The 23,892-nt window shown below is 56.0% G+C and carries 20 protein-coding genes; 16 read left to right on the top strand and 4 right to left on the bottom strand.

Annotation, left to right across the window (positions count from 1 at the left end; all coding sequences use genetic code 11):
* Nucleotides 1-72 precede the first annotated feature (72 nt).
* From ACVBEJ_RS03930 to rimK, 4 genes are all read left to right on the top strand, one after another.
* Entirely contained in the window at nt 73-1,536 is a 1,464-nt protein-coding gene (locus ACVBEJ_RS03930; RefSeq protein WP_447128297.1) for an NAD-dependent succinate-semialdehyde dehydrogenase, read from the top strand.
* A 200-nt stretch (nt 1,537-1,736) separates the two neighbouring features.
* On the top strand, nt 1,737-3,065 hold the full coding sequence (gabT, locus tag ACVBEJ_RS03925; RefSeq protein WP_447128296.1) for a 4-aminobutyrate--2-oxoglutarate transaminase: 1,329 nt from the start codon (nt 1,737-1,739) through the stop codon (nt 3,063-3,065).
* 48 nt (nt 3,066-3,113) lie between these two features.
* A complete protein-coding gene (locus ACVBEJ_RS03920; protein ID WP_447128295.1) occupies nt 3,114-4,490 on the top strand; it encodes an aldehyde dehydrogenase family protein in 1,377 nt (458 codons plus the stop codon).
* Nucleotides 4,491-4,656: 166 nt separating this feature from the next.
* A complete protein-coding gene (gene rimK / locus ACVBEJ_RS03915) occupies nt 4,657-6,042 on the top strand; it encodes a 30S ribosomal protein S6--L-glutamate ligase (RefSeq protein WP_447128294.1) in 1,386 nt (461 codons plus the stop codon).
* A gap of 78 nt (nt 6,043-6,120) precedes the next feature.
* On the opposite strand, the gene hpf is transcribed toward rimK, so the two are convergent.
* Entirely contained in the window at nt 6,121-6,447 is a 327-nt protein-coding gene (hpf, locus tag ACVBEJ_RS03910) for a ribosome hibernation-promoting factor, HPF/YfiA family (RefSeq protein ID WP_447128293.1), read from the bottom strand.
* Nucleotides 6,448-6,597: 150 nt separating this feature from the next.
* Between hpf and rpe the strand changes: the two genes are divergently transcribed.
* The 6 genes from rpe to trpC all read left to right on the top strand — a co-directional run bounded on the left by rpe (nt 6,598) and on the right by trpC (nt 12,560).
* On the top strand, nt 6,598-7,281 hold the full coding sequence (gene rpe / locus ACVBEJ_RS03905; protein WP_447128292.1) for a ribulose-phosphate 3-epimerase: 684 nt from the start codon (nt 6,598-6,600) through the stop codon (nt 7,279-7,281).
* A 278-nt stretch (nt 7,282-7,559) separates the two neighbouring features.
* Nucleotides 7,560-9,029, top strand: a complete 1,470-nt coding sequence (gene trpE, locus ACVBEJ_RS03900; protein WP_447128291.1) for an anthranilate synthase component I — start codon at nt 7,560-7,562, stop codon at nt 9,027-9,029.
* 112 nt (nt 9,030-9,141) lie between these two features.
* Nucleotides 9,142-10,002 (top strand): ion transporter, encoded by an 861-nt coding sequence (locus tag ACVBEJ_RS03895; protein ID WP_447128290.1) that lies wholly within the window; start codon nt 9,142-9,144, stop codon nt 10,000-10,002.
* Nucleotides 9,983-10,561, top strand: a complete 579-nt coding sequence (locus ACVBEJ_RS03890) for an aminodeoxychorismate/anthranilate synthase component II (protein ID WP_447128289.1) — start codon at nt 9,983-9,985, stop codon at nt 10,559-10,561. The genes ACVBEJ_RS03895 and ACVBEJ_RS03890 overlap by 20 nt, the downstream gene beginning before the upstream one ends.
* 106 nt (nt 10,562-10,667) lie before the next feature.
* Nucleotides 10,668-11,684 (top strand): anthranilate phosphoribosyltransferase, encoded by a 1,017-nt coding sequence (gene trpD, locus ACVBEJ_RS03885; protein ID WP_447128288.1) that lies wholly within the window; start codon nt 10,668-10,670, stop codon nt 11,682-11,684.
* A gap of 72 nt (nt 11,685-11,756) precedes the next feature.
* Nucleotides 11,757-12,560, top strand: coding sequence for an indole-3-glycerol phosphate synthase TrpC (gene trpC, locus ACVBEJ_RS03880; RefSeq protein ID WP_447128287.1), 804 nt, complete (start codon nt 11,757-11,759; stop codon nt 12,558-12,560).
* A gap of 189 nt (nt 12,561-12,749) precedes the next feature.
* Here the strand turns inward: trpC and crp are convergent, their stop codons facing one another.
* Nucleotides 12,750-13,436 (bottom strand): cAMP-activated global transcriptional regulator CRP, encoded by a 687-nt coding sequence (gene crp / locus ACVBEJ_RS03875; protein WP_447128286.1) that lies wholly within the window; start codon nt 13,434-13,436, stop codon nt 12,750-12,752.
* Nucleotides 13,437-13,626: 190 nt separating this feature from the next.
* On the opposite strand from crp, the gene ACVBEJ_RS03870 reads away from it, so the two are divergent.
* The 3 genes from ACVBEJ_RS03870 to ACVBEJ_RS03860 all read left to right on the top strand — a co-directional run bounded on the left by ACVBEJ_RS03870 (nt 13,627) and on the right by ACVBEJ_RS03860 (nt 17,126).
* Complete coding sequence (locus ACVBEJ_RS03870) at nt 13,627-14,046, top strand: OsmC family protein (protein WP_447128285.1); 420 nt, start codon at nt 13,627-13,629, stop codon at nt 14,044-14,046.
* A gap of 24 nt (nt 14,047-14,070) precedes the next feature.
* Nucleotides 14,071-15,150: a hypothetical protein gene (locus ACVBEJ_RS03865; protein ID WP_447128284.1), complete on the top strand. Its 1,080-nt coding sequence runs from the start codon at nt 14,071-14,073 to the stop codon at nt 15,148-15,150.
* Between the two features lie 998 nt (nt 15,151-16,148).
* Complete coding sequence (locus tag ACVBEJ_RS03860; protein ID WP_447128283.1) at nt 16,149-17,126, top strand: LysR substrate-binding domain-containing protein; 978 nt, start codon at nt 16,149-16,151, stop codon at nt 17,124-17,126.
* A gap of 119 nt (nt 17,127-17,245) precedes the next feature.
* Here the strand turns inward: ACVBEJ_RS03860 and coq7 are convergent, their stop codons facing one another.
* Nucleotides 17,246-17,890: a 2-polyprenyl-3-methyl-6-methoxy-1,4-benzoquinone monooxygenase gene (gene coq7, locus ACVBEJ_RS03855; protein ID WP_447128282.1), complete on the bottom strand. Its 645-nt coding sequence runs from the start codon at nt 17,888-17,890 to the stop codon at nt 17,246-17,248.
* Between the two features lie 118 nt (nt 17,891-18,008).
* On the opposite strand from coq7, the gene ACVBEJ_RS03850 reads away from it, so the two are divergent.
* From ACVBEJ_RS03850 to ACVBEJ_RS03840, 3 genes are all read left to right on the top strand, one after another.
* Complete coding sequence (locus ACVBEJ_RS03850; RefSeq protein WP_447128281.1) at nt 18,009-19,490, top strand: AAA family ATPase; 1,482 nt, start codon at nt 18,009-18,011, stop codon at nt 19,488-19,490.
* A gap of 282 nt (nt 19,491-19,772) precedes the next feature.
* Nucleotides 19,773-21,131, top strand: a complete 1,359-nt coding sequence (locus ACVBEJ_RS03845; protein ID WP_447128280.1) for an APC family permease — start codon at nt 19,773-19,775, stop codon at nt 21,129-21,131.
* Between the two features lie 98 nt (nt 21,132-21,229).
* Nucleotides 21,230-22,633 (top strand): hypothetical protein, encoded by a 1,404-nt coding sequence (locus tag ACVBEJ_RS03840; RefSeq protein WP_447128279.1) that lies wholly within the window; start codon nt 21,230-21,232, stop codon nt 22,631-22,633.
* Nucleotides 22,634-22,751: 118 nt separating this feature from the next.
* Here ACVBEJ_RS03840 and ACVBEJ_RS03835 read toward each other — a convergent pair whose 3' ends face one another.
* Nucleotides 22,752-23,861 carry a trypsin-like peptidase domain-containing protein gene (locus ACVBEJ_RS03835; RefSeq protein WP_447128278.1) on the bottom strand — a complete coding sequence of 370 codons (1,110 nt, stop codon included), beginning with the start codon at nt 23,859-23,861 and terminating at the stop codon, nt 22,752-22,754.
* Nucleotides 23,862-23,892: the final 31 nt, after the last annotated feature.

Below are 23,892 nucleotides of genomic sequence, written 5' to 3'. Positions count from 1 at the left end.
CGGCAAAAACCCTGATAATTTCGCGCCCCCGATTGACCGGGGTATTACTTATTCTCTCTACGGAGTCGCACCATGGCGCTGGCCTTAAACGACAATGCACTGCTGAAAACCTCGGCCTACATCAACGGTGAGTGGGTGGCGGCAGACAGCGGCGAAACCCTGGCGGTCACCAACCCGGCCAGTGGTGAACTGTTGGCCGACGTGGTGAAATGTGGCAGCGCTGAAACCCGCCGCGCCATCGAAGCCGCCGCCGCAGCGCAAGACGCCTGGAAGCACCGCCCAGCCAAAGAGCGCGCTGCCTTTCTGCGCAGCTGGTACAACCTGATCATTCAGCACCAGGATGACCTGGCGGCTATTCTTACAGCGGAACAAGGCAAGCCCCTGGCGGAAGCCAAAAGCGAAATCCTATACGGCGCCAGCTACGTGGAATGGTTCGCGGAAGAAGCCAAGCGCGTATACGGCGATACCATTCCCCACCCCAGCAACGACAAGCGCCTGGTGTGCATCAAGCAGCCGGTGGGTGTGGTGGGTTGCATCACCCCGTGGAACTTCCCCAACGCCATGCTCACCCGCAAAATTGCCCCGGCGCTGGCCGCTGGCTGTGCCGTGGTGTGCAAGCCCGCCAATGCCACGCCGCTGTCCGCCTATGCACTGGTTGAACTGGCCCACCGCGCCGGTATCCCCGCCGGTGTTATCAATATGGTGACCGGCAAAACCCGCGACATTGGCGACGAAATTACCGGCAACGACATCGTTCGCAAAGTCACCTTTACCGGCTCTACCCCGGTGGGCAAGCACCTGATGGCGCAGTGCGCCGCCACGGTGAAACGCACCTCCATGGAGCTGGGGGGCAACGCACCTTTTATTGTGTTTGACGATGCCGACCTGGATGCCGCCGTACAGGGCGTACTGATTTCCAAATACCGCAACGCTGGGCAAACCTGCGTGTGCTCCAACCGTATTCTGGTGCAGGAAGGCATTTACGACGAGTTCGCCGACAAACTGGTGCAGGCGGTGAAAGATGGCTTTATCGTGGGCAACGGTGTTGATGACGGGGTGAACTTTGGCCCGCTGATCGACGAAGGCGCCGCCAACGGCGTGTGCGAATTAATCGACGACGCGGTGGAGCGAGGGGCAACCCTGGCCACTGGCGGTCGCTCCCGGTTGGGCGGTGCCTTTGTGGAGCCCACTGTGCTCACCAACGTGTGCGATGGCATGCGGGTATTCCGCGAAGAAATTTTTGGCCCGGTGGCGCCGCTGATCAAATTCAGTGACGAACAGCAGGCCATCGACATGGCCAACGACAGCGAATTTGGCCTGGCGTCTTATTTTTATTCCCGGGATATTGGCCGTATCTGGCGTGTTTCCGAGGAGCTGGAATATGGCATTGTCGGTATTAATGATGGCGCTATTTCCAACGAAATGGCGCCCTTTGGTGGCATTAAAGAATCCGGTGATGGTCGCGAAGGCTCCAAGTACGGCCTCGATGATTATCTGGAAATTAAATACATGTGCATAGGCGGCATAGATAAGTAAAAAAACCTGGCCGCACGTCGCACGTCTGAGGTCGCACGCTAAAAGCGCGGCTTCGGAACGAGTTGGACGCAGTTTTAAAGTAACGCGAAATAATTGGGGTAAGGGAAGGAACAAAGCGAAACTCCTCCCAAAAAGCGTGCGACCCTTAACCAAGTACGATTGGCTCGAAGATAAGAGCTTTTTCAGACAGGAACTAAACCATGAATATGCAAGCGCAGGGTTTACCCGAGAAAGAAGGTAACAATATGACAACCAACGCAGAACTTCAGGCCCGCAAAGAGCAGGCCATCGCCCGTGGCCAGGGCAACCTGGCGCCGTTTTACATCGACCGCGCCGACAACGCCGAATTGTGGGACGTGGAAGGCAACCGCTACGTCGATTTTGGCAGTGGTATTGCGGTGGTCAACACCGGCCACAATCACCCCAAGGTAAAGGCAGCGGTTCAGGCGCAACTGGAAAAATTCAGCCACACCTGCGTGATGGTGACGCCCTACGACAGCGCTGTTGAACTGGCCGAGCAGCTCAATCAGCTGGCCCCCGGCGATACCCCCAAGAAAACCATCTTTGTCACCACCGGTGCCGAAGCGGTGGAAAACTGTATCAAGATCGCCCGCGCTCACACCGGCCGCCGCGGTGTCATCGCCTTTAACGGTGGTTTCCACGGCCGTACTATGATGGCCATGGGCCTCACCGGTAAAGTAACGCCCTACAAAAACCTGTTTGGCCCGTTCCCCGGCGAAATTTTCCATGCGCCGTACCCCATTCCCTACCACGGTGTCAGCGAAGAAGATTCCCTGAAGGCGCTCAACAACCTGTTCAAAGTCGATATCGAGCCCAGCGATGTGGCCGCCATCATTATTGAGCCAGTGCAGGGTGAGGGCGGTTTTTACCCGGCGCCTCCCAGCTTTATGCAGGCGCTGCGCAAGCTCTGTGACGAGCACGGCATCATGCTGATCGCCGACGAAATTCAAACCGGTTTTGCCCGCACCGGCAAATTCTTCTGCAGTGAATACGCCGGTATCGAGCCCGACCTGATGACCGCCGCCAAGGGCATTGCCGGTGGCTTCCCCATCGCAGCGGTTATTGGCAAGGCAGAGGTAATGGACGCTCCCAACCCCGGCGGTTTGGGTGGTACTTACGGCGGTTCCCCCGTCGGTTGTGCCGCAGCGCTGGCGGTGCTGGAGGTGATTGAAGAAGAAGGCCTGGTAGAACGCGCCAACCACATCGGTGCGCTGTTTGGCCAGCGCCTCGGTGCTTTGCAATCTCAATATCCGAACCTGATTGGTGAAATCCGTAGCGAGCGCGGTGCCATGATCGCCATGGAGCTGATTGAAAATGGCGACAGCGAGCAGCCCAACCCGGAGCTCACCAAAGCATTGGTGGCCAAGGGGCAGGAGAAGGGGTTAATACTGCTGTCCTGCGGTTTTCGCAGTAACGTGATTCGCTTCCTGCCAGCGCTGACCATTGGCGACGATGTGGCCAACGAAGGGCTGGATATTCTGGAACAGTGTTTTGCAGAATTGAATTAATAACTTGAGCTAAAAAGCCAGGCTAAACAAACGGTTGAGGTAAATGACATGACAGATATAGCGGTAGAAACAGTTGCCGAGCTGGTGGCCCAGTCCAGAGAGGCTCAAGCGGTAATTGCAGGTTACAGCCAGGAGCAGGTTGACGCTCTGGTAAAGGCCGTCGGCAAGGTGGTTTTTGACAACGCCGAGGAGCTGGCGCGCATGGCAGTGGACGAGAGCGGCCTGGGTGTTTACGAAGACAAAATCCTCAAAAACAAGGGCAAGTCCAGAACCATCTGGAACAACCTGAAAGGCGTTAAATCCATCGGCATTATCGGCCACGACGAAGAAAAAAACCTGCATCTGGTGGCCAAGCCCATCGGTGTGGTGGGCGCGGTAACGCCGTGCACCAACCCGGTGGTAACACCCATGTGTAACGCCATGTTCGCCCTTAAAGGCGGCAACGCCATTGTGGTAGCGGCACACCCCAGCGTGCAAAAAATGTCCGAATACCTGGTGTCACTGTGGCACGGGGAATTCGACAAGCTGGGCGCCCCCAGAAACCTGATTCAAGTGGTCAAGCAGGGCTCTATCGAGAAGACCAACGAGCTGATGAAGCTGGCCGATGTGGTGGTTGCCACCGGTGGCATGGCCATGGTGAAAGCTGCCTACTCCAGTGGTAAACCCTCCTTCGGTGTGGGTGCGGGCAACGTGCAATGCATCTTTGACCGCGACATCGACTTCAACGCTGCCGCTGAAAAAGTGGTTGCCGGTGCCGCCTTCGACAACGGCATTATCTGTTCTTCCGAGCAATCGGTGATCGCCCACGAAGACGATTACGACAGGGTGATGGAAGCGCTACTGGCTACCGGAAAAGTGGCTTACTTCGATGATCCGCAAACCGTTGAGCAATTCCGCAAAGCCCTCTACAACGAAGACGGTGTAATGCACCGGGAAGTGATTGGCCAGTCTTCCCAGATCATCGGCCAGCGCGCCGGTGTGGAGATTGCCGATGGCGTGCGGGTGATTCTGCTCAAGGCGGAAGGCATCGGCCGCGAAGACGTACTGTGCAAGGAAAAACTGTGTTCGGTGCTGTCTACTTTCAAGTACAGCAGCTTTGACCAAGCGCTGCACATTGCCCAGTCCAACCTCAACTACGAGGGCAAAGGGCATTCCTGCAGCATCCATTCCAATAACGAAGACCACATCAAGCAGGCGGGCCTGGAGCTGACCGTCAGCCGCCTGGTGGTGAACCAGCCTTCCTCACTGAGTGCCGGCGGTTCCTTCTTCAACGGCTTTGCGCCCACCACCACCCTGGGTTGTGGCTCTTGGGGCAATAACAGCATCTCGGAAAACCTGGACTGGAAACACATGGTGAACATCTCCCGTGTGGGCCTGCCCATTGTCGATGCGGTGCAGCCAGACGACGAAGTTATCTGGGCCTGATGGTTCAGTAACTGCTGTTGTACAAAAGGGCCTCGCAAGAGGCCTTTTTTGTGGGTGGCCATTCGGGATGGCTCTGCTCATTGGTTGCCGTATTTACTGGTAAGGGTTTTCCAGATAACCTCCCATGGCTTTCCATAAGGCGACGAAATATTTGCGGGAGTGGCCCATGCAACAAGAACAAAAACTGATCGTTGGCAGTGAGGAGTGGTGTTCTTTCCCGAGTTTGGGGATGCCCGCTATCAAGGCGCGAGTGGATTCCGGGGCCAAAACCTCGTCCCTGCACGCCTTTAATATTCAGTCTTTTACCCGCAACTCCCAAGCCTGGGTGAGTTTTGATATACACCCGTTGCAGGGGGATCGCAGTACCACTGTGCACTGCGAATCCCCGGTGGTGGATCGCCGTTATATCAAAAGCTCCAACGGCACCCGTGAGAAGCGCTATGTGATTATGGCGCCGGTGCAGATCGGTGGCGATATTTGGGAGATCGAGTTGACCCTCAGCAATCGCGATTCCATGGGCTACCGCATGTTGCTGGGGCGGGAGGCCATGGGCGGCCGCATGTTGGTGGATCCCGCCGCAAGTTTTTGCCTGGGGGAATTGTCCAATAAAGAAATCACCCAACTATACGGTATTGTCGAGCGTGCCGCCGACGGTCTGAAAATTGGTGTGCTGGCCAGCAATCCGGAGTTGTATAGCAATCGGCGGATTATGGAGGCTGGTGCCGAACGTGGCCATGAAATGATCTTTCTCAACATCAAACAGTGCTACATGAAGCTGGATGCTGAGGAGCCCGAGATTTACTACCGCGGGGGACGGGTACTCAATGATCTGGATGCGGTGATTCCCCGGATTCGTCCCAGTCTCACCTTTTACGGTTGCGCCTTGACCCGTCACTTTGAGAGCCTGGGGGTATTTGCCCTCAACTCTTCCGCGGCGGTGACCTCGTCCCGGGACAAGCTCTACTCTCTGCAATTGCTGCAAAAAAGCGGGCTGGATATTCCCACCACCGGCTTTGCCAGCTCTCCCATGGACACCAACGATCTGATTGAAATGGTGGGCGGAGCTCCGTTGATTGTGAAGTTGCTGGAAGGCACCCAGGGACGCGGTGTGGTGCTGGCGGAGACCAAAAAAGCGGCGGAGAGTGTGATTAACGCCATCAAATCCCTGAAGGCCAACCTGTTGGTGCAGGAGTTTATCAAGGAAGCCAGCGGCAAGGACCTGCGCTGTTTTGTGATTGACGGCAAAGTGGTGGCCTCCATCGAACGCACAGCCGCTCCCGGCGAGTTTCGCGCCAATATCCATCAGGGCGGCAGCGCCTCGATCGTGAAAGTCACAACGGCGGAGAAAAAGCTGGCGATCAAAGCCGCCAAAACCATGGGTCTGAAAGTGGCCGGGGTGGATATTATCCGTTCCAGCAAGGGGCCGCTGTTACTGGAAGTAAATTCATCGCCGGGTCTGGAAGGTATTGAATCGGCCACTCAGATTGATGTGGCGGGGGCCATGATCGGGTCAATCGAAAAGGCGCTGGGGTGGGTGAAAAAGGCGCTTTGATTTTTGGGTAATCTCTGCCAACAAACCCCTGCCAACAAACCCCGCTGACAGCGGGGTTTGTTGAGCTGTCAGGTGCGGCTATTCAGCGGCACTGATTTGGTAGTCGGGTTTTTTGTGGCGCCCGGCACTGGCGGCGCCCTTGCGGTGGGCCAGGGCAGCGCTGAGTTTGCTGGATGCGTTGGCCAGGGCAGCGTACATGTCGTCGTTGGAGGCGTGTACGGCCACGGGAGCGCCTTTGTAGCTGGTGTTGGCTTCCACTTTGTGTTCGTGGCGTTCGACGGTAAGAATCAGGGAGAGGTTGGTAAGGTCGGGGTAGTGAGACTTGATGTTGGCAAATTTGCTATCGGCGGCTTCGCGCAGGCCATCGGTGATTTCTACATGGTGTCCAGACAGATCCAATTTCATAGGTTGTTTCCTTCTTCTTTTCTATTAATGTGCATGATTAACTTTAGGGCAATCCGGGCAACTTTCAAGTGCTGTTTATTGAAAAACAATGGAGTTTGATCTGAGTCACGGTGATAATGGCGACCTCTCAGCCACGCTCCGGATAAGCCAATGCCAGACTACAAAATCGCGCCATCCATTCTTTCCGCTGACTTTGCTCGCCTGGGTGACGAGGTGGAAGCCGTGCTTCGCGCCGGTGCCGACATTGTTCATTTCGATGTCATGGACAACCATTACGTGCCCAATCTCACCATCGGCCCCATGGTGTGCCAGGCCTTGCGCAACTACGGCATTGACGCACCCATTGACGTGCATTTGATGGTGGAGCCGGTGGACGACCTGATCCGCATGTTTGCCGATGCCGGGGCCACTTATATCACTTTCCATCCGGAGGCCTCCCGCCATGTGGACCGCTCCCTGCAACTGGCCCGCAGCCTGGGTTGCAAGACCGGTTTGGTACTCAACCCGGCCACCTCTTTAGAACCGGTCAAGCACGTGCTGGACAAGATGGATATGCTGTTGCTGATGTCGGTAAACCCGGGTTTTGGCGGTCAGAAGTTTATCCCCGGCACTTTGGACAAGTTGCGCCAGGCCCGTGCCCTGATTGACGCCAGCGGTTACGACATCCGCCTTGAAATCGACGGTGGCGTTACCGCTGACAATATCCGCGACATCGCCGCCGCCGGTGCCGATACCTTTGTGGCCGGGTCTGCGATTTTTGGCAAGGGCGGGGCTGGGGAAACGGTGTACGCGGAGAAGATTGCGCGGATGCGGGAAGAGTTGGCCAAGGTGTGAATTCTGGCTGCGAGCGGCGGGCTTCGGGCTTCGGGTGAATCGAGCAAAATTGTCATTCTGAGCGCAGCGAAGAATCTCACCGGTTGTAGCCAGTAACCCGCAGCTCAGCTACAATCCCCCTCCAATTTACGGAGACTCTCAATGCGCTTCACCGCATGTAACACGGTGTTCCCTTCCGCCGGGCGATGGCAACCCTGGTAATTCCCTGCCGTGTCTGCGCGCATGGCCCTCGATCAGACACTGATCGGCTTTCTGTGACTTATCGCCTTTAAAAGACCATGAACATACCTGAATTTTCTGAACTGGCTGCCCAGGGCTACAACCGCATTCCGGTGGTGCGTGAGGTGCTTGCCGATCTGGAAACGCCGCTTTCCAGCTATCTGAAACTGGCCCGGGGGCAATACACCTACTTGTTTGAATCGGTGCAGGGCGGGGAGCGCTGGGGGCGCTACTCCATTATCGGCCTGCCTGCGCGCACGGTGCTGAAAGTGCATGGCAACCAGATTGCGGTAGAAACCGATGGCGAAGTCGTTGAGCAGTGCGAGGCGGCCGATCCGCTGGCCTTTGTGGAGCAGTTCCAGCAGCGTTTTCACGCCCCGGACTTGCCCCAGCTACCGCGCATGAACGGCGGCCTGGTGGGTTATTTCGGTTATGACTGCGTGCGCTATGTGGAGCCCCGCCTGGCACCGGGCTGCCCGCCGGACGAGCTGGGTACGCCGGATATTCTGTTGATGGTGTCCGACGAAGTTCTGGTATTTGACAACCTGGCGGGCAAGCTGATTTTGATTGTTCATGCGGACCCAACAGAAGCGCATGCCGAAGCCCGTGCCCAGGGCCGTATCAATCAACTGGAGCAGCAGCTGCACAATCCGCTGCCGGATTTGGGCGCTATTTCTCTGGATGGTGAGGAGGCCTGCGAGCAAGCCTTTACCTCCGGTTTTGGACAGCAGGAATTTGAGGCGGTGGTGGAAAAAATCCGCCAGTACATTTTTGCCGGTGATTGCATGCAAGTGGTGCCTTCCCAGCGTCTGACCACGGACTTTCATGCCGAACCGCTGAACCTGTACCGGGCGCTGCGCTGCTTGAATCCGTCCCCTTATATGTACTTTCTGGATATGGGTGATTTCCAGATAGCCGGTTCCTCGCCGGAAATTCTCGCTCGCCTGGAAGATGGCCAGGTAACCGTGCGCCCTATTGCCGGTACCCGCCGCCGGGGTCGTACTGAGGCAGACGATATGGCCATGGAGCAGGATATGCTCAACGACCCCAAAGAAATTGCCGAGCACCTGATGTTGATTGATCTGGGCCGTAATGACGCTGGCCGGATATCGCAAACGGGTACGGTACAACTGACCGAGAAAATGGTGGTGGAGCGCTACTCGCACGTGATGCACATTACCTCCAATGTTACCGGGCAGGTAAAGCCCGGCATTGGCGCCATTGATGTGCTGCGTGCGGCACACCCGGCGGGTACCTTGAGCGGTGCGCCAAAAATTCGCGCCATGGAAATTATTGACGAGGTGGAGCCGGTGAAGCGGGGCGTCTACGGTGGTGCGGTGGGCTACCTGTCCTGGAATGGCAATATGGACACCGCCATTGCCATTCGCACCGCAGTGATCAAAGACGGCAAACTCTATGTACAGGCCGGTGCCGGTGTGGTGGCAGACTCGGTGCCTGCGCTGGAATGGAAAGAAACCATGAACAAGGCGCGGGCCATGATGCGCGCTGTGGCTATGGTGAAAGGGTAGTGGTTTGACGTTCGATGTTGGACGTTAGACGACGGTACATTTTGGCACCGAGCCAGATTCGTCAAACGTCGAACATCCAACGCCTAACCCGTAACTGGAAATACAAAGATACATGACTGGTTTAGTAACATTCTCTCAGCGCCTCACGGAATCCAGGCGTTTTCAAGGACTAATCATCGGCCTGATTGTACTCAACGGTATTGCCGTGGGTATGGAAACCTGGGATTCCATAGCGGCCAGTTACCACAACGGGTTTGCGGTGTTGTACCAGGCGGTGTTGCTGGCGTTTATTGCCGAAGCGTTGCTGAAAATGGCCGCCGCTTGGCCGAGGCCGTTTGATTATTTCAGGAGTGGCTGGAACTGCTTTGATTTTGCCATCATCCTGCTGAGCCTTGCGCCGGACTCCGGCGAACTGGCAATGCTGGCGCGCCTCGCCCGGCTGTTCCGGGTGTTGCGCCTGGTGTCGGCCTTTCCGGAATTGCGGCTGATTGTGGATACCCTGCTGCGCTCACTGCCCAGTATGGGCCACGTGGCGATTTTGCTGTGCGTGCTGTTTTATATTTACGCGGTGGCGGGTTTTTACCTGTTTCACGATGTGGACCCGACCCATTGGCAAGACCTGCCCATCGCCCTGTTGAGCCTGTTCCGCATCGTCACCCTGGAAGACTGGACAGACATCATGTACACCGCCATGGCCGTCAAGCCCTGGGCCTGGGTGTACTTTGTCAGCTTTGTGGTGCTGGGTACCTTTGTGATGATCAATCTGTTTATCGCTGTGGTGCTCAACAACCTGGATGAGGCCAAGGCGGAAAAGCTGCGCCAACTGCGCACCGCGCCCACCCACGACGAAATTCTGAAAGAGCTGCGCGACACCCAGGATGCCCTGGCGCGTTTACACGTTCGTCTGGAGGTCAGTGTCCTGCATGCAACCGAACAAACCGAGGAGTTGGCCAATGCTGCTAATGATCGATAACTACGACTCCTTCACTTACAACGTCGTGCAGTACCTGGCTGAGCTGGATACCGAGGTGAAAGTGGTGCGCAACGACGAGTTGAGCGTTGCCGACATTGAACAACTGGCACCGGAGCGCATCGTTATCTCCCCCGGGCCCTGTACGCCCAACGAGGCGGGGATTTCCGTCGCTGCCATCGAGCACTTTGCGGGCAAAATACCGCTGCTGGGCATTTGTTTGGGGCACCAGAGCATCGGCCAGGCATTCGGCGGAAAAATTGTGCGCGCCAAACAGGTAATGCACGGTAAAACCTCGCTGCTGCATCACAACAACAGCGGTGTGTTTGCCGGCCTCAGTAACCCGTTTACGGTGACACGCTATCATTCGTTGGTGATCGACCAGGCAACCCTGCCGGACTGTCTGGAGGTTACCGCCTGGACGCAAAACGACGATGGCAGCATCGACGAAATCATGGGCGTGCGCCATCGGGAACTGGCTATAGAAGGGGTGCAGTTTCACCCGGAGTCCATACTCACCGAGCACGGCCACGATTTGTTGCGGAATTTTTTAAACATATAACCCGTCATTGCGAACGCAGCGCGGCAATCTCCATCAGCTTGCTGCCGCACACAAGGAGATTGCCGCGTCGCTACGCTCCTCGCAATGACGGGTGAGAGGAGGCACTATGGAAATCAAAACCGCCATCAATGCGGTACTCAACAACACCGACCTCACCCGCACCGACATGCAGGATGTGATGCAGCAAATCATGACCGGCCAGTGCAGTGATGCCCAGATCGGAGGCTTTCTGGTGGGGTTGCGCGCCAAAGGCGAAACCGTGGATGAAATTGCCGGTGCCGCTGCTGTAATGCGCCAACTGGCAACGCCGGTGGCGGTCAACGCCGATCATCTGGTGGATATTGTCGGCACCGGCGGCGACAGTGCCGGTACCTTTAATGTGTCTACCGCGTCTACATTTGTGGCTGCCGCAGCGGGCGCTACCGTGGCCAAACACGGCAACCGCTCGGTGAGTAGCAAGTCTGGCAGTGCTGACTTGCTGGAGGCCGCCGGGGTTAATCTCAATCTCAGTGCGGATCAGGTCAAACAGTGCATAGAGCAAGTGGGCGTGGGCTTTATGTTTGCCGTCAACCATCACGCCGCCATGAAGTACGCCATAGGCCCGCGCCGGGAGCTGGGTGCGCGCACGGTATTTAACCTGCTGGGGCCGCTCACCAACCCGGCGTCGGTGCCCAATTTGCTGCTGGGCGTGTTCAGCCGCGACTGGCTGCGTCCGGTGGCTGAAGTGGTGCGGGAATTGGGCGCTCAGCATGTGTTGGTGGTGCACTCCGCCGACGGTCTGGACGAAATCAGCATCGCCGCAGAAACCTGGGTGGCGGAGTTGAAAGACGGCGAAGTGACAGAATATCAAATCGCCCCTGAGGACTTTGGCCTGCCGCGTTCCAGCCTGGCGCCGCTAAAGGTGGGCAATGCGGAGGAAAGCCTGGCCATGGTGAACACCGCACTGAGTAATGCAGACCACGGCGCAGCTCATATTGTTGCCCTTAATGCGGGGGCGGCGCTGTATGCCGCTGGCGTAATGGGCAGTTTGCAGCAGGGGGTTGAGCGGGCGCTGAGCGCTATCAGCTCCGGTGCGGCTTTGGGAAAGCTGAATGAACTGGCCGATTTATCCAGCTCTTTGTAAAACCCTGTCATTGCGAGCGCAGCGCGGCAATCCTGCGTTCGACGATGATGTTTGTAAAGTAGATAAAACCTGATGACCACAATAGACACCCCAACCGTCCTGAAAAAAATCGTTGCTCGCAAACGCGAGGAAGTAGACGCTCGTTTGACGAAAACACCACTGGCCGAAATGCGTGCCAGGGCGGTGGGTCAAGCTCCCGCCCGTGGCTTTGTGGCGGCACTGGAAGGAAAGCTGACCAATAACCAATCTGCGGTGATTGCCGAAGTAAAAAAAGCCTCCCCCAGCAAGGGCGTTATTCGCGAGCACTTCGAGCCGGTTCAGATTGCCAAAAGCTATGAGAAATATGGCGCAGCCTGTTTGTCAGTGCTTACTGACATCGATTTTTTCCAGGGCGCAGACGAGTACCTGGTAGCGGCGCGGAACGGGGTAGAGCTGCCGGTGTTGCGCAAGGATTTCACCATCGATCCGTTTCAGGTTGTCGAAGCCCGCGCCCTGGGCGCCGATTGCATTTTGCTGATCGCCGCCTGCCTGTCGGACCAGCAAATGGCCGACCTCAATGGCCTGGCCCGTGAAGTGGGGCTGGATGTACTGGTGGAAGTGCACAATGCGGAAGAGTGCGCGCGCGCGCTGGGGCTGGATAACCGTTTGTTGGGCATCAATAACCGCGACCTGCACACCTTCGATACCTCCCTCAATACCACCGTCGACCTGCTATCCATGATCCCCGATGACAAGGTGGTGGTCACCGAAAGCGGCATTCACACCGCCGAAGACGTGGCCATCATGCGCGAGCACAACATCAATGCGTTTTTGGTGGGAGAGGCGTTTATGCGCGCGGATGAACCGGGGGAGAGGCTGGCGGAGTTGTTTTTTTAGCTGCGAGCAAAGGGCTGCGGGCAACGGGCAGCCCCGGCGTACGTGTCATCCTGAGGGCAGCGAAGGATCTCATAGTCTACCGCAACTGTTGAGATTCTTCGCTGCGCTCAGAATGACAAAAGGCGACACATTGGTCGCCTTCTACGGTTTGGTTTGAAGATCAATTACGCTCGATCAGCCCGTAACCCGTCAGCGTGTGCCAAAGATCACCATCGTCTTGCCCTTCACATGCACCAGCCCCTCGTCTTCGAGGTTTTTCAAAACCCGGCCCACCATCTCTCGTGAACAACCGACAATACGGCCGATTTCCTGGCGGGTGATTTTGATTTGCATGCCGTCCGGGTGGGTCATGGCGTCCGGTTCTTTGCTCAGGTCCAGCAGGGTGCGGGCTACACGGCCGGTCACGTCCATAAACGCCAGGTCGCCCACTTTGCGGGTGGTGTTGCGCAGCCGCTTGGCGATCTGGCAGCCGATGGCGTGCATAAATTCCGGGTGGTTTTTGGCCACTTCGTGAAATTTGGAGTAGCTGATTTCCCCCACTTCGCATTCCACTTTGGCGCGAATCCAGGCGCTGCGGTCGTTCTGGCCGAATATGCCCATTTCGCCGAAGAAGTCGCCTTCATTGAGGTAGGCGACAATCATCTCGCGACCGTCGTCGTCTTCAATCAGAACGGTTACAGACCCTTTGGTGATGTAGTACAGGGTGTCGCTCTCGTCGCCAGCGTAAATAATGGTACTCTTGGCGGGATAGCGGCGGCGGTGGCAGTGAATAAGAAACTGCTCAACATTGGGGATATGGGGAGTGATGGGGGCGGGGCTCACGTCGTCTTCGCTCCTTTCTTCTTTTACGTCGAGTGCGAATTTGAATGTCGTCATAAGCGTGCCGCCAGTAGTTTTTATTGGAATATAGCCATTGGCTATCATCACAAACTGGCTGACACACTGACGGTTAAGTAAAGCACGTTTGTTCTGTGAACTGTAGCTCGTTATGAAAAATAAAACAGAATAATCGGCAATTATCAGAGTGTTCATACTTTTTACGTAGAAATTCAAGGGGGCAAAAGTAATGCAAGTGACAGTTTCCTGGGGCGGCAACGCCAGTTTTGTGGGGCAAACAGGCAGTGGCCACCAGGTAGTTATGGACGGGCCGCCGGATCATGGTGGCGAAAACAAAGGGCCGCGGCCCATGGAAATGTTGCTGCTGGGGGTGGGCGGCTGTTCGTCATTCGACGTGATGAGTATTCTCAAAAAGCGTCGCCAGGCGGTCAGCGGCTGCGTTTGCCAGGTGCAGGCCCAGCGTGCGGATGCGGTGCCTGCGGTGTTTACTGCCATAAACCTGCACTTTGTAGTCAGTGGCGACAACTTGTCGGAAAAGGCAGTGGAGCAGGCGGTCAAACTGTCCGCAGAGAAGTATTGCTCGGCGTCTATAATGTTACAGGAGGGGGGAGTCACCATATCCCACAGCCATGAAATAGTGGGGGAATAAAGCAGTCAGCCTTTGGGGGAAACCATGAAAACACTATCGGCGGTAGCTACCTGTGCACTGGCGTTGGCAGCCACGCCTGTGCAAGCGGGAAAGAATGCCAACCTGAAACTGGATCAGGGGGTTTACAAGATGGCAGCCAAAGACCCGGCCTACGGGCCCCGGGTGCCGATCAATGGCCCGGTTATCAAGGTGTACGTCGAATCCGGCACCACCTACAGCCACGTGGCCAATACCCATAAAAAGCTGACGTTTCTTACCAAATACACCGCGTCCTGCAGCGGCAAGCGCAAGGTCAGTGGTGTCAGTGTCAAATTGGCGGGTGAAACCGCCAGTGGCAGCGACAAGGGCGGAGGTTTTGAAACCGGTTATGCGCAGATTAAGGTGCCCTACGGTGGCATTGCTGGCCTGGCGCCCGCCAGTTGGTGTAATCACCACCTCAAAACCCTGAGCCTGGAACACAATCGATCCAAGAAAGACATCGTCAAGAAAGGCTTTACGCTCTACATGCCCGATGTGGCCGAGGCCCAGGGCACGGTTTTTTGCTCTCACAATATATTGAAAGGTGCGGTGGACGGCGACAGTGCCAAGCTGGGCGTTTGGGTTTACTGTGCGGCAAACCCCAATGTGGATCGCCCCAAACCCGGTACATCGACCAGGCCCGGCAAACCGGACGTTGGTGAAACCAGGCATATTTTTAAATCGGCCACGCTGACAGCGGTAGATACCACGCTGGTTGGCAAAAGTCCCCAGCGCTTGCAGCTGGTGGGTAATATTACTGCTGCCGGAGCCGGCACCATAAAGGCGCAGCTGGTGGGCAGTGGCGGTTTTGAAAGCCCTGTGCGTACCTTTATTTTTGATAAGGCGGGTTCTCAGCAGATGCGCTTTAGCCACTATGTTCGTCAGCAAGACCCCGGCAAAACGCTGTCATCGGCGGCTGGCAGCGGTGATGCCAGCAAAAAGAAGGGTTGGGTGGTTATGAAGGTGTGGTATGAAGTTCGTAATAACATTGCAAAGGCGCAAAAGCAGTACACCACACCAAAGCTCAACTACAGTGTCAATTTCAATCCTGAGCCCAAGCGAATGCAGTTCAAAAAGGCGGAATAACGGGCGGTTGGGTGCGGAGTGGTTGCGCCATGTGGCCGCCAATGCCCAAATAGCAGGCAAAAAAAAGCCGGAAACAAGGTGTTTCCGGCAAAAATCCAAAATTAGTTTGGATAGGAGGGTAGGTAAACGGGTTGGCCTGCTCTTGCTTAAGAGGCTTTTTGTTCGATAGCAGGCTTTAAATCATCAATTGCAATTGCCGAACCCAATAGTGCGGAAATGGCAAACATTACAGTCATAACAAACATGGCGATTACCTCCGTGGGTTTGGTTGGCCGATGTATGGGTGTAACAATACAGATTTCATCAAAATAACAAAAATGTATTGATTTTATGTTTCAAATAACTGCTGGTTATTGTTTGCAGTTATTTGTTGGTTTCTTTAATGCGGCCTGCAGGTCGTCGACGGCGATGGCGGTGCCCAGCAGGGCGGCAATTGACAGCATTGTGGTCATTACTAGCATGGCTTTATTCCTGTTCTAACTGACTCAAAGGTGGTCAGGCTTCGTTTTTTGGGTTGCTTTCCTGGTTGTGCTTCAGGTCATCCCAGGCAATGGCTGAGCCGAGTATTCCTGAAATGGCGAACATTATGGTCATGATCAACATGTTGTGGCTCCTTGTGTCCGTTGGGTTGTTCGATGGCAGGCAATATAGGGAGTTTATAAAAATAAATAAAATGTATTGATTTTATATTTTGTATAACTCAAGGGAATGTGACTTCTATTGATGTGATACAAAAAAAGGCGAGAAGCTGGTGCTTCTCGCCAAGTTCGTGATTGGGGCTTTTGCGGGTTGGGGTCAGTCGCTGCTGTCGTTTGCTTGGGCTTTGCCTGTACGGATGGCTTGCTGCAAAAGTTGTGTTGTGCTTTTGATCAGGTAAATGGCAATCATTTTCGGACTCCTGTCGCGTTCTGTGGCCGTTGAATGGCTGGCATTATCCTGAGCAGTTAAGGATAATGAAAATATATTGTTCTTATTTTTTGGATAACTAAAGGTTATTTATGGATCCGGTTACTCTTTCCCGGGTAGACCTCAATTTGCTGGTTTCCTTACAGGTATTGCTGGAGGAGCGCAATGTCACCCGCGCCGCTGCCCGCCTGTTTATTACCCAGCCGGCAATGAGTAAAACCCTGCAGCGCTTGCGCGACCTGTATCGCGACCCTCTGCTGGTGCGCAGTGGTCGCGGCCTGGCGCCCACACCCAAAGCCCAGGAGTTGCAGCGCCAGTTGCCAGATGTATTGGCGAGAGTTTCTGACCTGGTGCGCAACAAGGAAATCAGCCCGATGAAGTTCACCGGTGAAGTGCGTATGGCGATGCCGGAATTTCTCGCTGTGCTGATCGTCCCCCGGCTGGTGAAGATTCTCAACCAGGAAGCGCCCAACCTGACACTGGCGGTGGCCAGTGAACTGGGCTCCTACGTGCAGGAGCTGGAAGATGGCACGGTAGATTTTGCCGTCGAACGGGAGGAGGAGTTGCCCCCCGATTTTGATTCAGCGCCACTGGGCGGCTTTACTCTGGCCTGCTGGATGCGCCGCGGGCACCCGCTGGCAGACGACGAACTCACCGTAGAGCGCATGTTGCGTTACAAGTGGGTGCACTATTACATGCTGAATACGGAATCCATTTCATCCCGTTCCTCCACCCTGTTCGATCAGTGGCTGGCGCGCCAGGGCTATAGCCGGGAAAAACTGCTGGTGACCACCCAGCTGATGACCGCCCTGGATACCGTGTTCAATACCGATTGCCTGATGATTGGCAGCTTGCAGGACCTGGAAGTGGAGGGGGAGTTTTACGACATTGTTCGCAAGCCCCTGCCAGAGAGCTTGCAGGTAGAGCCGTTCTTTCCGCTGGGCATCGTCAGCCACCGCCGCACGGCCACCTCTCCCATGCACCGCTGGATCGTCAGCAAAACCGTGCAAGTGATTGAGGAGATGCGCAAGGAGCGGGTCCCGGATGAGCAGCAGGAGTTGGTGCTTTAAGAGAAGGCTGCAGGTGACAGGACGCGAGCAGGCTCGCTTACAGGTATCCATTTGCCGCTGAGCTTTCTGTAACCTGTAGGGCGCAGCCCGTCCTGTAAACGCGCAGCGCGCCCTGATTACTAAACTCGATAGCTGGTCTTGGTCATCGCCTTCGAAACGGCTGACATCAGTGTTTTCACCGGCCCCGGAAAAGCAATGCCTCCCGCTTCCAGCGCCGCATGGGAGTGGCGGGCTTCGTCTTCCAGCATCTGCGACACCACTGCGCGGCTTTTGCCGTCTTCCTCTGGCAGCTCCTGCAAGTGGCTTTCCAGGTGCTTGCACACCTGATCTTCCGTGGCGGCGACAAACCCCAGGCTAAGACGGTCGCTGATCAAACCGGCGCCGGCACCGATGGCAAATGACATGCCGTACCACAGCGGGTTGATCACACTGGTGTGGCTGTCCAACTGCTGCAAACGCTGCTCGCACCAGGCCAGATGGTCAATTTCTTCATCCGCAGCGTGCTCCATTTCGGCGCGCACTTCCGGCAGTTTGGCGGTGAGTGCCTGGCCGCGATACAGCGCTTGAGCACACACCTCTCCGGAGTGGTTTACCCGCATCAGTCCGGCGGCATGGCGGCGTTGTTGCTCGCTCAGCTCGCCCTCATCGCGACCCTGTGCAGGCGATGGACGTGTTGGCGTGGGCGCACGAGCGGCCACGGTTCGCAATCCGGCATCAAATTCGGTCAACAGTTTGTCGAAAACAGTGAGTGTGCGCTGGCTCATGGTGTGTCCTGATGATTGAAGCGGCATTGTAGCAAATACGGGGCTGGCTAACGGGCAAAAGCCCGGTAGAATTGATCTCCAGCAATTATGATTCACAATAAAAACAACGGAGAGCGAGATGCAGGACGCCAACGACCTTGGTCTGGTTATCGATGCACATATTTCCCTGGTGGTGCTGGAAACTCACGACGAGCGGCGCGCTATCGACCTGTTGCAGCGGGTGGCCCGGCAGCGGGATTTGCCGCTGCACAGTTGGACAGTGACCGATGGCTTGAACAATGCGGGCTTTGGTTTGCAAGTGCAGCAAAGCGCCCAGTACGCGGAGCCGGAGCAGGTGCTGGAATATTTGAAAAGCCGCGCCGAACCGGGGATTTATTGCCTGTGTGATTTTCATCCCTGGCTGGATGATCACCCCAAAAATATCCGCTTGCTGAAAGATTATTGCTATCGGCACAGTGGCCTGAAAAGCGCGGTTGTACTGCTCAGTCATCGCCTGACACTGCCCGGCGAATTGTCGCGGCTGTCGGCGCGTTTCTCCATGAGTTTGCCCAGCGAGGAACAGATTTCCACGTTGGTGCGCGAGGAGGCCGCTAACTGGTCGAAGCGCAATAACGCCCGCAAGGTGAAAACCGATAACGCCACCCTCAAGCAGCTGGTGGCGAATTTGAAAGGGTTGACCCATTCCGAAGTGCGCCGCCTGGTGCGCGGAGCCATTGTTGATGACGGCGCCATCACCGAAGATGATTTGCCGGAAATCAACAAAGCCAAATTTCAGCTGATGGATATGGACGGGGTGCTCAGTTACGAGTACCGCACCGAAAAATTCAGCGATGTGGCGGGCATGAACACCCTCAAGGAGTGGCTCAACAAGCGCCGGGAGGTGTTCCTGGGGGATCATGGCGATGTCGATCCGCCCCGGGGTATTTTGCTCACTGGTGTGCAGGGTGGCGGTAAAAGTCTGTCTGCCAAGGCGGTGGCCGGGGTGTGGGGTGTGCCCCTGTTGCGCCTGGATATGGCAGCTCTGTACAACAAGTACCACGGCGAGACAGAACGCAACCTGCGGGAATCCCTGGCCATGGCGGAACGCATGTCCCCCTGTGTGCTGTGGATCGACGAAATTGAAAAGGGCCTGGCCACCGATGGCAGCGACAGTGCTTTGTCGCAACGGGTGCTGGGAACCTTGCTCACCTGGATGGCGGAACGCAGTCAGCCGGTGTTTATGGTGGCCACCGCCAATGACATTTCCAAGCTGCCACCGGAGCTGGTGCGCAAGGGGCGTTTTGACGAACTGTTTTTTGTCGACCTGCCCGACCTGGCGACCCGCTGTGATATTTTCCGCATTCATCTGGACAAGCGTTCGCTGAGCAGCAGCGACTTTGATTTGCAGCAGTTGGCCCAGGCCAGCGAAGGCTTTTCCGGTGCGGAAATCGAACAGGTGGTGGTGGCGACGCTCTATTCCGCCAAAGCGGGTAACAGCGAGCCCACCACTGCCGCCGTGCTCAACGAAATTCACAACACCGCGCCATTGTCGCAAGTTATGGCAGAGCGCATAGCCGCACTGCGCGCCTGGGCCAGCGAGCGCGGTGTGGTGGCGGTTTAGGTTTCGCTGTCATCCTGAGCGTAGCGAAGGATCTCTTTGCTGGGTCAAGGTTCTAGGAGCCTGTCGGATTTAGGATTAATCTACTGTGGAAAAGCCGGATTTGGCCATATTTTCCGATTATTCTCGTTAAATAGCGGGCTATTCGCCTCAAATAATCGAAAAATCTGACTCAAACCGGTCTTTCCCTCGTGACGATCACCTAAACCCGACAGGCTCCTAGATTCTTCGCTGCGCTCAGAATGGCAATACAATAGTGCGCAATTGGCCAATTGAGAACTTTCCATGTCAAAAACCCAATTCTCCCGAGTTCTCGGTAACCGCGAAACCATCGCCTTGGCTTTTGGCGCCATGATTGGTTGGGGTTGGGTAGTGCTGGCGGGTGACTGGATTGCTGAGGCAGGAGCCATCGGAGCCATCAGCGCCTTCCTGATTGGTGGAGCCCTGGTGACGGTTATTGGCTTTACCTACGCAGAGCTGGCTTCGGCCATGCCCCAGGCTGGTGGCGAACATGTTTACAGCCAGCGCGCCCTGGGAAAAGCCGGTTCTTTTATATGTACCTGGGCCATCGTACTGGGTTATGTATCGGTGTCGGCGTTTGAGGCAGTGGCGCTGCCGACGGTGATGGACTATCTGGCGCCGGGCTTCCAGCATGGCTACCTGTGGACGGTGGCGGGCTGGGATGTGTATCTCAGCTGGGTGTTGATCGGCTCTCTGGGGGCCGTGGTGATTACTGTGGTCAACATACTTGGTGTGCAGCCCGCGGCGCGGGTGCAGCAGGTCATGTTGCTGCTGCTGTTTGTGGGTGGCTTGTTGCTGATTGTTGGCGCTTTTGGCAATGGCTCTGGCGACAACCTGCAACCGCTGTTTGATAACGGCCTGCCGGGAATTGCGGCGGTGGTGATGATGGTGCCCTTTATGTTGGTGGGCTTTGATGTAATCCCCCAGGCGGCAGAGGAAATAAACCTGCCACGCAAGCGCATCGGCACGGTTTTGGTGGTTTCTGTGGTGATGGCGGTGGCCTGGTATGTGCTGATTATTATTGGCGCGGGTCTGGCATTGAATGCCGATCAGCGAGGTAATGCCGACCTGGTGGTGGCAGAAGCGGCCAGCGGCCTGTGGAGTGGCAGCTGGGCCGGTACGTTGCTGGTGGTGGCGGGCATCGGTGGCATCATCACCAGTTGGAATGCCTTTGTCATCGGCGGTAGCCGCGCCATTTACGCCATGGCCCACAGCGGTCAGCTGCCTGCGTTTTTGGGGCGCCTTCACCCCCGTTACCACACGCCGGTAAACGCCATAGTGCTGATCGGAACGCTGTCGGCTCTGGCTCCTTTGCTGGGTCGCAAGGCATTGGTCTGGCTGGTGAATGCCGGTGGCCTTGGCATTGTGCTGGCATACGGCTTTGTGGCGGTGTGCTTTTTGGTGCTGCGTCGGCGCGAGCCGCAAATGGAGCGACCATTCAGGGCCGGGCGCAGCACATTCGCCGGCTGGCTGGCGCTGTTGGCTTCGCTGGCTTTGTTGGTACTGTATCTGCCCGGCAGCCCATCGGCACTGGTGTGGCCGCAGGAGTGGGCGATGATTACAGGTTGGGCGCTGCTCGGTGTGGTATTGGCGGCGCTGTCTCGCGGCCAGCAAAAATCGTAAGCAAAAATAAAGGGTAGTGTTGTGAGGCCAGGGATGGTGATAATCTTGCGTATATTTATAGCGCTGCCTACCCCATAACAACCATCGGAAACAAGACCATGCTTGAACGGGATAAGAATATTTCCACCGAACAAAAAGCCCTGTCCATCAACCTGGATGATCATAAATACGGCACCATTGTGGAGATCGGTGCTGGTCAGGAGGTGGCGCGCCAGTTCTTTAAAGCGGGCGCGGCAGCGGGCACCATTGCCAAAACCAGTTCCGCCTACGATATGACGGTGAGCGACGCCATCTACGGCAAGGCGGGCCGTTATGTGAGTCGCGAGCGGTTGCACCAAATGCTGGAAAAGGAGTTTGAGCTTTGCGTCGACCGCCTAGCAGAAGTCCGCCCACCCATGTCTACCTTCTTTTCCTACGCGGCCACAGTGACCGCGCGCAGCTTTAAGGGCGGCAATGAATGCCACGGCTGGATTGGCGTGCGCTTGCAGCTGCGCCCCAAAGAAGAACCCTGCGAAATTGTTTGCCACGTGCGCATGCTGGACAACACCAACGAATTACAGGCGGAGGCGCTGGGGATTCTTGGTGTGAACCTGATTTACGGTGCCTACAACTACAACCAAAAACCCCGCTGGTTGATCGAATCCCTGGCAGATGGCCTGGGCCACGATCGCATTGAGGTGGATTTGATCGACTTCTCCGGCCCCGGTTTTTCCTACATCGACAACCGCCTCACCAACCTCTATTTGGTGAATGCCTGGCTGACCCGGGCGGTGTTGTTCGACGAACAGGGCAACCCGGTGGTGCCCAGAGACTTCCTCTACAAAAAGCCGGTGGCGGTCATGCGCAGTTCCTTCCGCTTGCCTACACTGGTGCACACGGATATGGAGCAATCCGGCACCCGGCAATTGGCAGAAAAAGCCGGGGTAGACCCGGAACGCATCGTCTGCCTGGCGGAAGTGTCCATGTCACAGGTAATGAGCGACGACAAGCTGGACGACAGCGATTTTCTGCTGCGGGTGGAATTGGCCAACGCCATGGGTCTGCCAGTGTTGCTGTCGGACTACGTGCGCTACTTCAGCCTGCGCTCCTGGTTCCGCCGCCACACCCAGGAGGCCATCGCCATTTTGATGAAAAAGAGCGACGTGCAAAAATACCTGTTCGCGCTGGATTTATACAGCGACCTGGAAGGCGGCGCGCTGGAAGGGTTGGGCAAACTGTTTGCCGACAACACCAACGTTATCGTTTACCCGGTGATCAAAGACGGTGCCGTGGCAGGGTTGGCAGACATTGAATTTGCCGACAACCTGCAATACGTGGCCAAGCAGGTGGTTCACAACAACAAACTGATCGCTGCCGAAGGCTACGACCCCAATCTGCTGAGCATCTCTGCGAGGGAGCTGATCCCCACCATCAGCAACGGCGCCGGTGCCTGGGAGCAGGCCGTAGACCCAAGGGTAGTGGAGCTGGTGAAACGCAAAAAGCTGCACGGGTATCGGGATTGATTACTTGTGGCGATAAAAAAACCGGCGAATTTGACGCCGGTTTTTTTGTGGTTGTTTGTGCAGAGCTTGTCCGGTTGCGGCTTAGAGTCGCTTTCCCTGTAAGTCCGGTGTGTTTTTGTCAGTTGCCAATCAGGTTTCCAAACTCCTCCATCGCCACATCAATCGGAATCGCCACCCCAAAGCCATTGGCGCCATTAAAGCGGTTGTCGATTATGCGCTGAGTGTTGATGCCCAACAGGTCGCCACTGGCATCAATCAGCGGGCCGCCGCTGCTGCCGGGGAGTACGGTTGCGTCTACCAGAATACGGTCTTGTTTTACGGTAGTGACTTTACCAGCGGTAATGGAATTGCTCTGGCTCAAAGGGCTGCCAATGGCGAAGACCGCTTGAGATTGCCGGGGCCATGGGTAGTCAGCGGAGATTAAATAGGGCGTGTGATAGCCATTGAGTTTGAGTAGTGCCAGATCGTGTTTTTTGGAAATTTTAACCAGTTGAACTTTTAATTCGGTGGCGTCTTTCAGGAAGATGGAAAAGCGTTTGGCGATCGACCCGGTAGAGGTGCTAAAGGCAAATTCTTTGCGGCGCTTGTTAAAATCCCGCTGCTGCTCCCGGGCTTCTGCCAACTGTTTTTTGTAATCTTTTTGGCGCTGTTTGTGGTTGGCCATATGGGTTTCGTACTCCTCCCGCGTTACCGGGTTGCGATACAGTCCTGGAGATTCCACGGATTTTTTCATTTCCCGCAGCCGTTGTTCATTGGTGGCGATACGGGATTTCTCCTCTTTTAAATAAGAAAATTTGCGCTCAATTTGTCGTTTTTCGTTTTCTAACTCTTGTTCCTGGCGCTGCCAGCCAGAGTGAGCCTTGGGCCGCACCACATGTTTGTTAGTAATCAGATAGCCGTTGTCGCTGATAAAAAAGCCGGAACCGGTACCGCTATTGGTGCGCACCGTTACCACCGCAAGAGAGGCTTTTAATTCCGGCGAGCTGGTGGAGTATTTGGATTCCAACTGTTGTTTAAGGTCGACTTTGGGGCCGCTGTCGGTATTGCCGCTCGATGTTTTCTTCTCGTCAATGGTGGCGGCATTTTTGTCTGTTCCGGGCTTTTTGTCGGTGTACACCCAGCGGCCATTTTTGTCTTTGTATTTGTATATCTGCGCGCTCGCTGTTGCGGGTAACAGTAAGCAGGTGGCAAGCAGGGCTGCCAGTGCCAAGGTTGGTTGCTTGTTCATAATTCCGTCACTGTCGTCCGTAAATGTCAGG

This window comes from Porticoccus sp. GXU_MW_L64 (assembly GCF_052983295.1).
This window is presented reverse-complemented; position numbering and strand designations above follow the sequence as displayed.